Source organism: Bradyrhizobium sp. SBR1B (genome assembly GCF_014198205.1).
In the GTDB taxonomy this organism is placed as follows: domain Bacteria; phylum Pseudomonadota; class Alphaproteobacteria; order Rhizobiales; family Xanthobacteraceae; genus Bradyrhizobium.
In genome coordinates, this window is sequence record NZ_JACIHC010000023.1 from 41,666 (window position 1) to 55,337 (window position 13,672).

Annotated in this window: 14 protein-coding genes; 8 read left to right on the top strand and 6 right to left on the bottom strand. The window is 63.8% G+C overall.

Annotation, left to right across the window (positions count from 1 at the left end; genetic code table 11):
* Positions 1-60 precede the first annotated feature (60 nt).
* Positions 61-1,176 (bottom strand): hypothetical protein, encoded by a 1,116-nt coding sequence (locus tag GGD61_RS35410; RefSeq protein ID WP_183232070.1) that lies wholly within the window; start codon positions 1,174-1,176, stop codon positions 61-63.
* 352 nt (positions 1,177-1,528) lie between these two features.
* Complete coding sequence (locus GGD61_RS35415; RefSeq protein ID WP_183232071.1) at positions 1,529-2,674, bottom strand: acyl-CoA dehydrogenase family protein; 1,146 nt, start codon at positions 2,672-2,674, stop codon at positions 1,529-1,531.
* Positions 2,675-2,800: 126 nt separating this feature from the next.
* Between GGD61_RS35415 and GGD61_RS35420 the strand changes: the two genes are divergently transcribed.
* Positions 2,801-3,478, top strand: a complete 678-nt coding sequence (locus tag GGD61_RS35420; RefSeq protein WP_183232072.1) for an alpha/beta family hydrolase — start codon at positions 2,801-2,803, stop codon at positions 3,476-3,478.
* A gap of 3 nt (positions 3,479-3,481) precedes the next feature.
* On the opposite strand, the gene GGD61_RS35425 is transcribed toward GGD61_RS35420, so the two are convergent.
* Positions 3,482-4,456 carry a ketopantoate reductase family protein gene (locus GGD61_RS35425; RefSeq protein ID WP_183232091.1) on the bottom strand — a complete coding sequence of 325 codons (975 nt, stop codon included), beginning with the start codon at positions 4,454-4,456 and terminating at the stop codon, positions 3,482-3,484.
* A gap of 152 nt (positions 4,457-4,608) precedes the next feature.
* Here GGD61_RS35425 and GGD61_RS35430 point away from each other — a divergent pair, with 152 nt between their 5' ends.
* The gene (locus tag GGD61_RS35430) at positions 4,609-5,412 is read left to right on the top strand and encodes an enoyl-CoA hydratase-related protein (RefSeq protein ID WP_183232073.1); all 804 of its coding nucleotides are present in this window, start codon (positions 4,609-4,611) and stop codon (positions 5,410-5,412) included.
* Between the two features lie 3 nt (positions 5,413-5,415).
* Here the strand turns inward: GGD61_RS35430 and GGD61_RS35435 are convergent, their stop codons facing one another.
* Complete coding sequence (locus GGD61_RS35435) at positions 5,416-5,688, bottom strand: hypothetical protein (protein ID WP_183232074.1); 273 nt, start codon at positions 5,686-5,688, stop codon at positions 5,416-5,418.
* 147 nt (positions 5,689-5,835) lie between these two features.
* Positions 5,836-6,720: a LysR family transcriptional regulator gene (locus GGD61_RS35440; protein ID WP_183232075.1), complete on the bottom strand. Its 885-nt coding sequence runs from the start codon at positions 6,718-6,720 to the stop codon at positions 5,836-5,838.
* 111 nt (positions 6,721-6,831) lie between these two features.
* On the opposite strand from GGD61_RS35440, the gene GGD61_RS35445 reads away from it, so the two are divergent.
* The 4 genes from GGD61_RS35445 to GGD61_RS35460 all read left to right on the top strand — a co-directional run bounded on the left by GGD61_RS35445 (position 6,832) and on the right by GGD61_RS35460 (position 11,011).
* Positions 6,832-8,196 (top strand): FAD-dependent oxidoreductase, encoded by a 1,365-nt coding sequence (locus tag GGD61_RS35445; RefSeq protein WP_183232076.1) that lies wholly within the window; start codon positions 6,832-6,834, stop codon positions 8,194-8,196.
* A gap of 35 nt (positions 8,197-8,231) precedes the next feature.
* On the top strand, positions 8,232-9,236 hold the full coding sequence (locus GGD61_RS35450) for an ABC transporter substrate-binding protein (protein WP_183232077.1): 1,005 nt from the start codon (positions 8,232-8,234) through the stop codon (positions 9,234-9,236).
* A gap of 187 nt (positions 9,237-9,423) precedes the next feature.
* Positions 9,424-10,197 carry an ABC transporter ATP-binding protein gene (locus GGD61_RS35455; RefSeq protein WP_018316439.1) on the top strand — a complete coding sequence of 258 codons (774 nt, stop codon included), beginning with the start codon at positions 9,424-9,426 and terminating at the stop codon, positions 10,195-10,197.
* The gene (locus tag GGD61_RS35460; protein WP_183232078.1) at positions 10,190-11,011 is read left to right on the top strand and encodes an ABC transporter permease; all 822 of its coding nucleotides are present in this window, start codon (positions 10,190-10,192) and stop codon (positions 11,009-11,011) included. Before GGD61_RS35455 ends, GGD61_RS35460 begins: the two co-directional genes overlap by 8 nt.
* Positions 11,012-11,134: 123 nt before the next feature.
* On the opposite strand, the gene gtdA is transcribed toward GGD61_RS35460, so the two are convergent.
* Positions 11,135-12,175 carry a gentisate 1,2-dioxygenase gene (gene gtdA / locus GGD61_RS35465; RefSeq protein WP_092261263.1) on the bottom strand — a complete coding sequence of 347 codons (1,041 nt, stop codon included), beginning with the start codon at positions 12,173-12,175 and terminating at the stop codon, positions 11,135-11,137.
* Positions 12,176-12,276: 101 nt separating this feature from the next.
* Here gtdA and maiA point away from each other — a divergent pair, with 101 nt between their 5' ends.
* Complete coding sequence (gene maiA, locus GGD61_RS35470; RefSeq protein ID WP_092261262.1) at positions 12,277-12,909, top strand: maleylacetoacetate isomerase; 633 nt, start codon at positions 12,277-12,279, stop codon at positions 12,907-12,909.
* On the top strand, positions 12,899-13,411 hold the full coding sequence (locus GGD61_RS35475) for a MarR family winged helix-turn-helix transcriptional regulator (RefSeq protein ID WP_177237367.1): 513 nt from the start codon (positions 12,899-12,901) through the stop codon (positions 13,409-13,411). Before maiA ends, GGD61_RS35475 begins: the two co-directional genes overlap by 11 nt.
* The last annotated feature ends 261 nt before the right edge of the window (positions 13,412-13,672 follow it).

A 13,672-nucleotide genomic window follows, 5' to 3' on the forward strand; every position in this document is an offset into this window, starting at 1 on the left:
CGACGAGCTTGCCAAGACGGAAGCGCGACCGAACGTGTTCTTCGATGCCCCCGGAACGCGTTATTTGAGCTTATTCGCAATGCTGTCGAACGTTGCGAATACGGGTTCGATGGCGTACCCGGCGAGAAACGACAGAGCAAAGGCAGACACCGAACTCTGCGACAAGACACCGCCGAAGCCGATGGCGACGCCTGCTAGAGCTCCTAGTGTTACGCGGACTAAATTGCGAATTCCGGACGTGCTAGAATATGAGCTGCTTCTAATCTGCTCTGATAGCATCCGGACAACGTAGGCACAGGAGCCAGTCAATCCCAATAAAATGGGCAAGATGGTTGCCCTGATCATGCTTCCAACATCTTGCGCGCGCTGAGTTATGGGCTGGGCGCGACGCGACAATAAGCGATAGTTGTCGACCGTATCTTGCACGACGTTCAGTCTTGTCGGAATGCCGCCATCACCTTTTTCGTAACAGAATGACGATTTCGAGAATTCCTTGTCTCTTTCGCAAGTGGGAAAACGCTTCCAGTTTAGGTAAACGACTGAATCGGTTTTCGCATAAAGTGTATCTGCGTTGGCATACAATGTCGGCAGTGCACTCGCTAGTTTTCCAGCAGCAGTTCGGTACTCGGCATCCTTCTGCAGTTCCGCTTTTCCAGGAGCAACAAAGTCGTCGTCTTTGGTGAGACCTTTATCCCTCAAAATTGAAATCTGCTTCACGATATCGTCTGCTATCGGATCTGTCGCCTTCACTAGGTTTTTCACGTCGTCGTTTATGGTTGTGGTATTTGACGTGAGAAACATTAGCGTTGCCGAAACGATCAACAACACGAACAGAAGCGACATGTACCAAAATGCAGCGCGCTGTGGGGCGGTCGTCATCGCCCCCGCCGGCGCAAGCCAGAATCTGGATGGGATTTGGTCCGTGCTCGTAATGAGCGTGTCGGTGTTGACTGGACTTATGAGCGAACAAAGCGAATTGAAGCTGATCCAGAACTTTGAAGCTATTGCCGGCGTCCAACCGTTAGCTGAGTGTGCATCCAGACTTTCTTGAACAGTCGTTATAACTTCGGCCAGGGCTTTTTTCTTTTCGTTGTCCGTTATCGTTTGGGCGGCAAACTTTATCAATGGACCGCATTGTTTGAAGGTTGAAATCTCTAGATCACTTGCAGTAGCCATGGATGAAATCCTTTGGTGTTAATGATCAGCTCATCGAAAAAATGCTGTTTGGAATCAAGAATTGATATTTGCGAGCAATTTTATGAAAAGTAACCTTGAGATGCAAGCGCGATTGGGCCCCAGACGTTCGCAGAGGCCGCACCGACTTAGTCTGAGAGCAGCCCAGCTGTCATGGCCTGGTCGAGCACCCGATCGCGGCCGCAGGTCGCCCGGAGCGAGGCGCCATTGGGCGGCTGCTGGTGGCATCCGATTGAGCATCGCGCGTGCAAGAAGAACGTTGATGCCTGGGACCAGGCCGGGCATGACGACTTATCGTTGCTCTTGCTCATTCTGCTCGGAGTTGCCGAGATACCTATAGCGACCTCGCGATCAGCAGCTTCATGATCTCGTTGGTGCCGCCATAGATCTTCTGGATGCGGGAATCGATGAAGATGCGCGAGATCGGGTATTCCTGCATGTAGCCGTAGCCGCCGAACAGCTGGAGGCATTCGTCGGCGGTCTCGACCTGCTTCTCCGAGCACCAGTATTTCGCCATCGACGCCGTGACGGTGTCGAGATCCCCGGCGACCAGGCGCTCGATGCACCAGTCGACGAAGACGCGCGCTATCATTGCTTCGGTCTTGCGCTCGGCGAGCTTGAAGGCGGTGTTCTGGAAATCCATCAACGGCTTGCCGAACGCTTTCCGCTCCTTGGTGTAGTCGGTGGTGAGCTTGACCGCGCGCTCCATCGAGGCGACGGCACCGACCGCGAGCGCAAGGCGCTCCTGCGGCAATTGCTGCATCAGCTGGACGAAGCCCTGGCCTTCCTCCTTGCCGAGCAGGTTCTCGGGCGGCACGGTGACGTTGTCGAAGAACAGTTCCGAGGTGTCGGAGGCATGCAGGCCGATCTTGTCGAGGTTGCGCCCGCGCTTATAGCCGTCCGCGCATGCGGTCTCGACCACGATCAGCGAGATGCCCTTGGCGCCGGCGTCGCCGGTGCGCGCGACCACGATGACGAGATCGGCGGCCTGGCCGTTGGTGATGAACGTCTTCTGGCCGTTGATGACGTAGGAATTGCCCTGCTTCTTCGCTGTGGTCTTGACGGCCTGCAGGTCCGAACCAGTGCCGGGCTCCGTCATGGCGATGGCGCCGACCATCTCGCCCGAGGCCATCTTCGGCAGCCAGCGCTTCTTCTGCTCCTCCGAGCCGTAATTGAGGATGTAATGCGCGACGATGGCGCTGTGCACGGAGACGCCGGTCGTCATCTCCGGCACCGTGCTTTCGAGATCGTCCAGCACCGCCGCGTCATAGGCGAAGGTGGCGCCCAGGCCGCCATATTCCTCCGGGACGCTCGCCAGCAGCGCGCCCATCTCGCCGAGGCCGCGCCAGGCGAAGCGGTCGACCATCTTCTGCTCGCGCCATTTTTCGGCATGCGGCGCCAGGTCCTTGGCGAGGTATTTCCGGAACTGGTCGCGGAAGACGTCGAGCTCTTCGGTCATCCAGGAGGAGCGGTAGGACATGGTTACCTCGGTTGATGCGCAGTTCCGGCTTGGTAGGCCAGCCGGGCGCGGCAATTATTGTGTTTTCAGGCTGCGCCGGTGACGCTACCAAGGCGGCCGGAAACGCGTCTGTCGGGATGATCGATTGTGGCTGTCAAAACTCAAGAGCTCAAGCTCGACATCGAAAACATCGGCACGGTGTCAGCGATCCTGACGCAGCCTGACGGCGCGAGGGCCTGTTACGTGCTGGCACATGGTGCGGGCGCCGACATGCGGCATGCCTTCATGGCGAAGACCGCAGAAGGACTCGCGGATCGTGGCATCGCGGCGCTCCGCTTCAATTTCCTCTACATGGAAGAGAAGAAGGGGCGCCCCGACCAGCCGGCGGTCGCGCACTCCGCCATCCGCGCGGCGGTGGAGGAGGCGGCACGGCAGTGTCCCGGGGTGCCGCTTGTCGCCGGCGGAAAATCGTTCGGCGGGCGCATGACCTCGCAGGCGCAGTCGAAGGCGCCCCTGCAAGGCGTCAAAGGGCTCGCCTTCCTCGGCTTCCCCCTGCATGCCGCCAAGAAGCCGTCGTCCGAGCGTGCCGAGCACCTCGCGGGGGTCACGATCCCCATGCTGTTCCTGCAGGGCACGCGGGACGGGCTTGCCGATCTCGGCCATCTCAGGCCCGTCGTCACGGCGCTCGGCGCGAAGGCGACGCTGCACGAGGTCGAAGGCGGCGATCATTCCTTCGCGGTGCTGAAGAAGTCCGGCCGGACGAATGAAGAGGCGCTCACAGAAGTGCTCGACACGCTCGCGGCCTGGATTGACCAACTCGCCTGAGCTTCACGCCGCATAAAGCCCCTTGTCGCGCGCCTTCTGGATTGCCAGCGCGGCGATCAGGTCGAGCGTCGGTGTCGACAGGCCGGCGGTGCGCGCGAAGGCGGCGGGCGCCCTCACCAGCACGTCGATCTCCATGGCGCGGCCAAGCTCGTAGTCCTGCAGCAGCGAGGGCTTGTGATTGGGGGCGGGCCCGCTGCGCGTTACGCGCTTGACCTCGGGAATGAAGTGCTGGGCGATGTCGTTGGCCTCGTTCAGCATGCGCGGGATGACCTCCGCAAAGGCGGCGTCGTCGCGCACGCCGCGTGCGGTCTGGCCTGTCAGCAGGCACAGCACCGACAGCGACATGTTGGTCAGCAACTTTGACCAGATCGCCTCGCGGATTTCGGCGACCGGCGGTGATTCCAGCCGCGCGTCGTTGAAGACGCCGCGAAGCCTGGTGATGCGCTCGCAATTGCGGTCGTCGCATTCGCCGATCAAGAGGCGGTTTCGGTCCGGGGTGAGGTTGTGCACCACGCCTGGCGCCGTCACCTCGTTGGAGGAGAAGACGACGCCGCCGATGATCCGCTCCTTCGGGATGCAGCTGCGCAAGCGCCCGCCGGGATCGAGGAAGGAAATGTCCGGCGGTGTCGGATGCCGCGGCGGCAGGCCGATCCCGTACCACCAGGGAATACCGTTCTGGGCAAAGACGATGGCGGTGTCGTCCTGAAGCAGCGGCTTGATGCTGGCGACCAGCCCCGGGAGCGCGGTGGCCTTCAACGTCGAGATCACGACGTCCTGCGGCCCGAGCTGGGCCGGATCGCCCGAGGCGTTCACCTTGGCGGAGACCTCGGAATCACCGACGCGCAGTTTGAGGCCACCTGCCCGGACCGCCTCCAGATGCGCCCCCCGCATCACGCACGAAACGTCATGACCGGCGCGCGCCAGCCGGACCGCGATGTGGCTGCCGACGGCGCCCGCGCCGAAAATGCAGATGCGCATGATGATTCCGTCCTGTCCCTTGGTGCCACCGGGCGGCAGCATGACACAAGCCGCCATGCGATGGACGCGGCCGCCCCACGCTGGAAAGATATGGATCGGCATGCGTTGCCTCGGCCATAGTGCAGGGCAAACAATGACCGGAGGGATCGCCGATGACTGCCAGCCCCGTGCTGTGGACCCTTGATGAGCGTGGGGTTGCGACCGTCACGTTGAACCGGCCGGAGGTCAACAACGCCTATGACGGCGCGTTGATCGCGGGCGTGCTCGCGGCGATGAACGATCTCGGCAAAAAGCCGAATCTCCGCGTCGTCGTGCTCAGGGGCAACGGCAAGCATTTCCAGGCCGGCGCCGACCTGAAATGGATCAACGGCGTGCGGCCGCAATCGGCAGAGGCGAACGAGGCGGCCTCGCGCGCGACCTTCGAAGCCGTGCAGCGGCTCAACACGCTGCCGATCCCGACGGTCGCTTTGGTGCAAGGCGGCTGCTTCGGCGGCGGCACTGGCGTGATCGCGGCCTGCGACGTCGTGATCGCCGCGGACAATGCCCTGTTCTCGATCACCGAGGTGCGCTGGGGCCTGACCGCCGCGATCATCATCCCGCAGCTTTGCGACGCCATCGGCGTCCGGCAAGTGCGGCGTTACGCGCTGACCGGCGAGCGTTTCGGCGCTGAGGACGCCCGCCGCATCGGCCTCGTCCACGAGGTGGTGCCGCTCGCCGATCTCGAAGCCGCAGGCGCGAAGGTCGTCGAGCAGTTGCTCGCCAACGGGCCGGAGGCGATGGCCGAGACCAAGAAGCTCGCGCTGGAAAGCTCGTTCGGCGGCATGGCGGTGGACGATGCCGCCTACACGCGGCTCGTGCAGCTGCATTCAGTCAAGCGCCAGAGCGCGGAGGCTGCAGAAGGGCTGGCCTCGTTCGCCGAGAAGCGGGCGGGAAATTGGAGTGGGGGGAAGGGCTGAGCGTCAGCAGCCGCGGCAGATGTTGTTGATGCTGCGATAGACGGCGTCGTCGTCCTGCCGCATCTGACGCAGCGTTTCGAGTGTTTGGCCGTCATTGGCAGGCGTAACGGGCTTGCGCTTCGCCGCGAGTTCGTCCTCCTGCCGCTTGTAGCAGGCCTCGCGATCGGCCTTGGCCTGGATGAAGCGGCAGTTCTGCTCCAGGGCCGAGGCAGCGGTGGTTGAGATCGCGAGAGCGGTCAGGGCGGGCAAGGCGAATTTCAAGAGTAGCGAATCCATGCGGCACTTCTGTCAGGTCCGTCATTCCCGGGCAACCGTCTTTTGGCGGGCGTGTAGCCCGGATGAAGCGAAGCGTAATCCGGGGCCGGTGTCCCCGCATTCCGCTGCGCTCCATGCGGGCTACGGCCCTCTCACAAATGATCCGGCCTACAGCGATGGCGCCAGTGACGTTTTCAGCAGTGTCAGCAGCGCCTGCACTGCCGCTGCGTTGCGGCGCCGCTCGGGGATCGCGGCCTTCACCCACAATTCCGGAATCGGAAAGTCGCGCAGCACCGGCTTGAGCGTGCCGTCGCGCAAGGCATCGGCCACGAGATAATGCGAGAGCAGCGCGATGCCGTTGCCGGCGATGGCGCTGCGCGCCAGCACGTGTCCCTCGTTGGAGGAGAGCAGCGGACTGACCTGGATGCTGATGCGGCCGCGCGGTCCGTCGAAGATCCATTCCGGGCCGGTCGGCAGAAAGCTGAGGCAGCGATGCTCGACGAGATCGCGCGGATGCTTTGGCGTGCCGTGCTTCTTCAAATATGCGGGCGATGCGCAGAGCAGCCGCTTCAGCGCGCAGAGCGGCTCGTCGACCACGCCGCCGAACGAATGCGGGAAGGCGCCGATGGCGATGTCGAATCCTTCGGTGACGGGATCGACCGGGCGATCGATCAGCACGATGTCGAGCTTCAGCTTCGGGTTCTGGGTCTGAAACGCGCTGAAGGCGTCGGCGAGCCGGGCGACGGTCAGCGAGGTCGGTGCCTTGATGCGCAGATGATCGACGAGATCGTGGCCCTTCTCGCCCATGCGTGAGAGCAGATCGGTGGCATCGGTCACCACGCCGCGTGCGCGATGCACATAGCGCTGTCCAGCCTCGGTCAGCCGCAACTGCCGGGTCGAGCGGTGAAACAGCGCCGTGCCGATCCGCGCCTCGAGCTGCGTGACGCGTTTGGCGACGACGGAGGTCGAGACGCCGAGCTTTCGCGCGGCGGCGGAGAAGCCGGCGGCATCGGCTGTGGCAAGGAAGGCCTGCAGGTTCACGAGGATGTCCATGTCGACCTTTCTCGATTCGCGAAAGCTGATCGCGTATTCTGGTGGATTGTAGCTCGCTGCGCGCTAATTCATAGTCGTTGCCAAGCAAAGGAATTTGGGAAGGGACGCGCCATGCGGGCCACAGTGATCGAAGAACCGGCACGCCAGGTGCCGCTCTATGGCGAATATGAAGTCGTCGTGCTCGGCGGCGGCCCGGCCGGCATCGTGGCTGCGGCTTCAGCGGCGCGCGCGGGGCGAAAGACGCTGCTGGTCGAACGCTACGGCTTTCTCGGTGGCATGGGCACCGCGGCCGGTGTCACAAATTTTTGCGGTCTGCATGGCAATGTCTACGGCCAGGCCCATCGCCTCGTGCAGGGCATGGCGTCCGAGCTGCTGGCGCGGATCGATCGGCTGAACGGCCTCAACACCCCGCATCTGATTCTCGGCAAGGTTTTTGCGCAGGCCTATGACACCGCGGCCTACAAGATCGCGGCCGATCAACTTCTCGCAAGCCACAGGGTGCACATCCTCTTCCACGCGCTCGGCGCCGGCGTCGTGATGGATGACGATCGCCGCATCGACGCGCTGATGGTCGAGACCAAGGCCGGCCGGCAGGCGGTGCGATCGGAGATTTTCATCGACTGCTCCGGCGACGGTGACCTCGCGGTCTGGGCCGGCGCACCGTTCGAGATCGGCGACGCGCACGGCCATCCCATGTACCCCTCGATGATGCTCCGTCTCAACGGCATCGACCCCGACAAGGCCGGCGATGCCTGGCGCACCATCCCGCAATTGATGGAGAAGGCGCTCGCGGCCGGCACGCACACATTCCCGCGGAAAAGCGCGATCGTGCGGCCGCAGAAATCCGGCATCGAATGGCGGGTGAACTTTACGCAAGTGGCGCGCGAGGATGGCCATGCCATCAACGGCGTCGAGCCTGACGATCTCACCCGCGGCGAGATCGAGGGCCGCAAGCAGGCGCTCGCCGCGTACGAGTTCCTGCGCACCGTGCCGGGCTTTGAAAAATCCTACATCGTCGATTTGCCGCCGCAGCTCGGCATCCGCGAGACCCGTCGCATCAAGGGCGGCTACCAGCTCAGCGGCGAGGACGTGCTCGGCTGTGCCTCCTTCGAGGATTCCATCGGCGTCAATGGCTGGCCGATCGAGGCCCATGTTCCCGGCGACGTCGTCTTCACCTTCCCGCCGATCCCGGAATCGCGTGGCTATAACGAGCTGCCCTACCGCATGCTGGTGCCCGAAGGCGTCGACAATCTCCTCGTCGCCGGCCGCTGCGCCTCCATGACCCATGAGGGCCAGTCCGCGGCGCGGGTCTCCGGTGCCTGTTTCGTGATGGGCGAGGCGGCCGGTTCCGCCGCCGCGCTGGCGCTCTCCGGAAACCGGATCCCGCGCGAAATCCCCATTGAAAAGTTGCAGGAAACGTTGAAACAACAGGGCGCCTTCATCGGACGGGACCAGCCGGTGCCCGAGGGCCTGTAACGGACTGCAAGATAAACGACGGCGGAGGAAACGGGATGATCGGAATTGCGCGGCTCGCGGCAGCCAGTCTTTTGGCGATCATGGCAATGGGCACAGCCCATGCCGAGGATGCGCTGAAGGCCAGGATCGGCGTGCTCCGTCTGTCGTCCTCCGCGCCTGTCTTCATCGCGCAGGACAAGGGCTATTTCCGCGAGGCCGGCCTCGAGGTGGAGCTGAAATTCTTCGACGCGGCGCAGCCGATCGCGGTCGCGACGACCTCGGGCGACGTCGATTTCGGCATCACCGCCTTCACCGCCGGCCTGTACAATCTCGCCGGCAAGGGCGTGCTGAAGGTGATCGGTGGCATGAGCCGCGAGAAGCCCGGCTACCCCCTGATCGGCTATTTCGCCAGCAACAACGCTTACGCGGCCGGATTGAAGACGCCGAAGGACCTCGCGGGTAAACGCGTGGCGATGACGCAGGTCGGCTCCTCCTTCCACTATTCGCTCGGCCTGCTCGCCGACAAATACGGTTTCAAACTTGCGGACGTGAAGATCGTGCCGCTGCAATCGCTGTCGAATGCGGCGGCCGCGCTGAAAGGCGAGACCGTCGATGCGGCGCTGCTGCCGATCTCGACCGCGCGAAAGCTCACGGACGAAGGCGGCGCGAAATTCCTGGGGTGGGTCGGCGACGAGACGCCGTGGCAGCTGGGTGCGGTGTTCGCCTCGCCGAAGACGCTGACCAACAAGGCGCTGGTGACAAAGCTGCTCGGCGCACTCGCCAAGGCCGACCGCGAATATCACGACGTCATCCTCGCCGCGATGAAGGACGGCGTCGCCCCGATCAACGACAAGACCAAGCCGCTGCTGGAGATCATCGCGAAGTACACCAATCTGCCGGTCGAGCAGGTGGTCGGCAATTGCGCCTATATCGATCCCGACGGCAAGCTCGACGTGAAGAACGTCGACAACCAGATCAAATGGCTGCAGGAGCAGGGCTTTGCCGACAAGGGTTTTGACGCGAATGCGATCATCGCGAAGGACTATGTGAAGGCGGATTGATGCCCCGTACTCCCAACTATCCCCGTCACCCTGAGGTGCCCACCTTGCGGCGTGCCGCAAGGTGGGCCTCGAAGGGCGTACGGCCCGAATGCGCCTCGGCCGTTCATCCTTCGAGGCTCTCATCGCGATGCATACGCATCGCAATGCTCGCACCTCAGGATGACGGGTTGAGAGTTGAAGGTTCCCCATGGACCTGATCGCCAACCACATCTCCCACCGCTTCGGCGACCTCGCCGTGCTCGACGACGTCTCCTTCACGGTGAGCGCCGGCGAGGTGGTGGCGATCGTCGGGCCCTCCGGTTGCGGCAAGAGCACGCTGCTGTCCATACTAGGTGGCCTGCTGCAGCCGACCTCCGGCGCGCCCGAGCTGCGCGGCGCGCCGCCGGCGGACAGCCTCAATCCGCTCACCTTCGTGTTCCAGGATTTTGCGCTGCTGCCCTGGGCGAGCGTGGAGGAGAACGTCGAATTCCCTTTGCTGCACACCCAGCTCTCGGCCACGCAGCGCCGCGCGCTGGTCGACGATGCCTTGCGCCGGACGGGCCTGACCGATTTCCGCAAAACCTATCCAAAGCAGCTTTCCGGCGGCATGCGCCAGCGTGTCGGCATCTCGCGCGCGCTGGCGGTGAAGCCCGCCATTCTGCTGATGGATGAGCCGCTGTCGGCGCTGGATTCGCAGACCCGCGAACTCCTGATGGAGGATTTCGTCCGCCTGCTCGCCGATGGCGGCATGGGCGCGGTCTATGTCACCCATAATCTCGAAGAGGCCGCGCGGCTGGCCGATCGCATCGTGGTGCTGTCGCGACGACCGGGGCGCATCCGCGAGGTCGTGACGGTGCCGATGACGCGCAGCGAGCGCGGCGAAGCTGCGGCGCGCGAAAAACTGCTGGCGCTGCAGAACCAGATCTGGTCGCTGATCCGCAACGAAGCCATCGATGCCGAGCGCGAGGTCCAGCATGCTTGATCGCGCGGCGGCTGACACTGCGAAGGATAGCGCGACGCGGCGCGTTCGCTTTCGTGGCGCAGGCTTCGTGCCCGCGTCGAGCCGTTTCGGCGGCTGGATCGCGCTCGCTTTCGTCATCGCGATCTGGCAGGCGGCGGGCAGCACCGGCCTCGTCAATGCACTGTTTCTGCCGACGCCCGCTGCAATTGTCCGCGCGATCTATCAGCTCGCGATCTCAGGCGCGCTCTGGCAGCATCTGTCGGCATCGCTGCTGCGCATCGGCGTCGGCTGGCTGCTGGGGACGGCGGCCGGCGTCGCCGTCGGCTTTGCCATCGGCCTGTCGCGGCTGGCGCGCAGCGTCGGCATCACCTTCATCTCGGCGCTGTTCCCGATCCCGAAGATCGCGCTGCTGCCGCTGTTGATCCTGTGGCTCGGCATCGGCGAAGAGCCGAAGATCGCGACGATCGCGCTCGGCGTGTTCTTCTCGACCGCGATCTCGGTCTATAGCGGCGTCGATGCGGTGCCGCGCAACCTCATCCGCATGGCGCAGAGTTTCAACGTTCCCTTCGCCACCATCGTGCGCAAGGTGGTCTGGCCCGGCGCGCTGCCCGCGATCCTCGCCGGCTTCCGCATCACCGCCTCCGTCGCGCTGCTCCTCGTCGTCAGCGCCGAGATGATCGGCGCCCAATACGGCATCGGCGCCTTCGTGCTCCAGGCCGGCAATCTGATGCAGACAGATCAGCTGCTCGCGGGCGTGGTGATTTTGTCGGTGTTCGGGCTGGCGGTCGGGAAGGTGATCGGCTGGCTGGAGCTTAGGCTGTTGCACTGGCGGTAGCCACATTCACGGCACCCGTAGGGTGGGCAAAGCGGAAGCGTGCCCACGATCTCTTGATGAGTCGCGAAGGCGCGTGGGCACGGCGCAAGTGCGCCTTCGCCCACCCTACGAGACCGGCGTGCCTCACGCGTTACCGCGATCCTCCCTGAACAGATCCAGCTTCTGCTGCACCGGACGATCCGAGAAGCTGAACAGCACGGCATCCTCATCCGCTTCGTGCGTGACCCATTGCCAGCTCGGCACCACGAACAGATCGCGCGGGCCCCATTCGAACACGGCATCGCCGATGCGGCTGCGGCCACGGCCTTCGATCGGACAGAACACGGTGGCATCGGTCGCACGATAGCGCGCGGTGTTAAAACCTTTGGGCAGCAGCTGGATGAAGGTGCCGATGGTCGGCATGGCGAAATCGCCGGTCTCGGGGTTGCTGAACTTCAGCTTCAACCCGTGGCAGGCGTCCCACTCCTGGCTCGTCCTGGCTTTCTCCAGCGCCTCGCGGGTGTAGGCGTAGGGATAGCTGAAGATCGGCGAGGTCTTCGAGCTCCGCTTCACGTCGACCGGCAGCAGGTTGTGGCCATAGCGGGCAAAGCTGTCGCCGGCCGGTCTCGTAATCTTCTGCTGGTCTTCCTTGGAGCCTTCGGCAAAGGAGCAGTCGAAGAACTGCACCAGCGGAATGTCGAGGCCATCCAGCCAGAACATCGGCTGATCGGTCTCGTTGGAATGGTCGTGCCAGGTCATCGACGGCGTGATGATGAAGTCGCCGGGCTCCATCGCGGTGCGCTCGCCGTCAACCGCGGTATGCGCACCCTTGCCTTCGAGCACGAAGCGCAGCGCCGACTGGCTATGCCGGTGCGCCGGCGCGACGTCGCCGGGCACCACCATCTGCACGCCTGCATAGAGCGAGGTCGTGATCTTGGACTGGCCGCGCAGGCCGGGATTCTCCAGCACCAGCACGCGCCGCTCGGCTTCCTTGGCGGTGATCAGCTTGCCGGCCTCCGTCATGTAGTCGCGGATGACGTCGAACTTCCAGAGGTGCGGCCGGCAGGCGCTTTTCGGCTCCGGCGTGATCAGATCGCTCATCACCGTCCACAGCGCGGTGAGATTCTCGCCGTCGATCTTCTTGTAGAACGCCTCGCGTTCCGGCGTCTTGGTCACGGCTTCCATGCGCGCCTCCTGTTCGTTTCTAAATTGACAGTATACTGCCAATCTGGCTAGCGTCAACGTGACGAACGACGTACAAGCAACGAGAAAACGGGAGGGTTCCGATGAAGCTGCACGGCTATTTCCGCTCCAGCGCTGCCTATCGGGTGCGGATCGCGCTGAACCTCAAGGGCCTTGGAGCCGAGCATCTGCCGCATCATTTGCGCAAGGGCGAGCAATGCGCGCCCGCTTATCTCGCCATCAATCCGCAAGGTCTCGTGCCGGCGCTGGAGAACGACGGCGGCGCGGTGCTGACGCAATCGGTCGCCATCATCGAATGGCTCGACGAGACCCATCCCAATCCGCCGCTGCTGCCGAAGGATCCGCTGCGGCGTGCCAAGGTGAGGGCGTTCGCGCTGGCGATCGCCTGCGACACCCATCCGGTGCAGAACCTGAAAGTGCTGGGGCGGTTGCGCGAGCTTGGCTTGCCCGAAGAAAAGGTCCAGGACTGGGCCGCCTGGGTCAACCGCGAAGGGCTGTCGGCTTGCGAGACGCTGATCAAGGACGAGCCCGGCCCGTTCTGCTTCGGCGATGTGCCGACGCTCGCCGATCTCTGCCTGGTGCCGCAGCTCGCCAATGCCCGCCGTTTCGGCGTCGACGTGTCGGCCTATCCGCGCCTGCTCGCGGCAGAGGCGGCCGCAAAGGCGCTCGCCGCGTTTGCCAATGCCGCACCGGAGAAGCAGCCCGATGCCGAGTAAGCCGCCTCCGCCGATCACGATCGACGCGGTCTATGCCGCGCCGGGCTATCTGTTCCGGCGCATGCAGCAGATCGCGGTCTCGATCTTCATGGAGGAGTGCAAGGCGTTCGACCTGACCCCGGTGCAGTATGCGGCGCTGATCGCGATCCACACCCATCCCGGCATCGACGCGACGCGGCTATCGGCGGTGATCGCCTTTGACCGCTCCACGCTTGGCAGCGTGATCGAGCGTCTCCAGGCCAAGGACTATGTCGAGCGCAAGCCGGCCCCCGAGGACAAGCGGATCAAGCTGCTCTATCTGACCAAATCGGGCGCCGCGATCCTGCGCGAGATCATCCCCGCCGTCGAACGCGCCCAGGCGCGGATGCTGGAGCCGCTGAAGCCCGCCGACCGCAAGGAGTTGATGGGGCTTTTGGTGCAGCTCGTCGATCTCAACAACGAGGCCTCACGCGTGCCGCTGCGGGCCGAGGATGCGCTGGAGCATCTCGGGAAGGCGGGGTGAGGAGGAGGTGTGAGGCGATGTTCGCGCCGCACACTCAGATCTCGTAGGGTGGGCAAAGGCGCTCTTGCGCCGTGCCCACGATCTCTCTCCAACGATCAGAAGACGTGGGCACGCTCCGCTTTGCCCACCCTACGATTGCTGTGGTATGGGCCCCGCGTTTGCGGGGACGACAGCGAGAGTGTGGCGGCGCTGTCGCCCTGATCTGCGCTGTCATTCCCCGCGAAGGCGGGGAATCCAGTACGCCGCGGCTTCTCGGTTCAA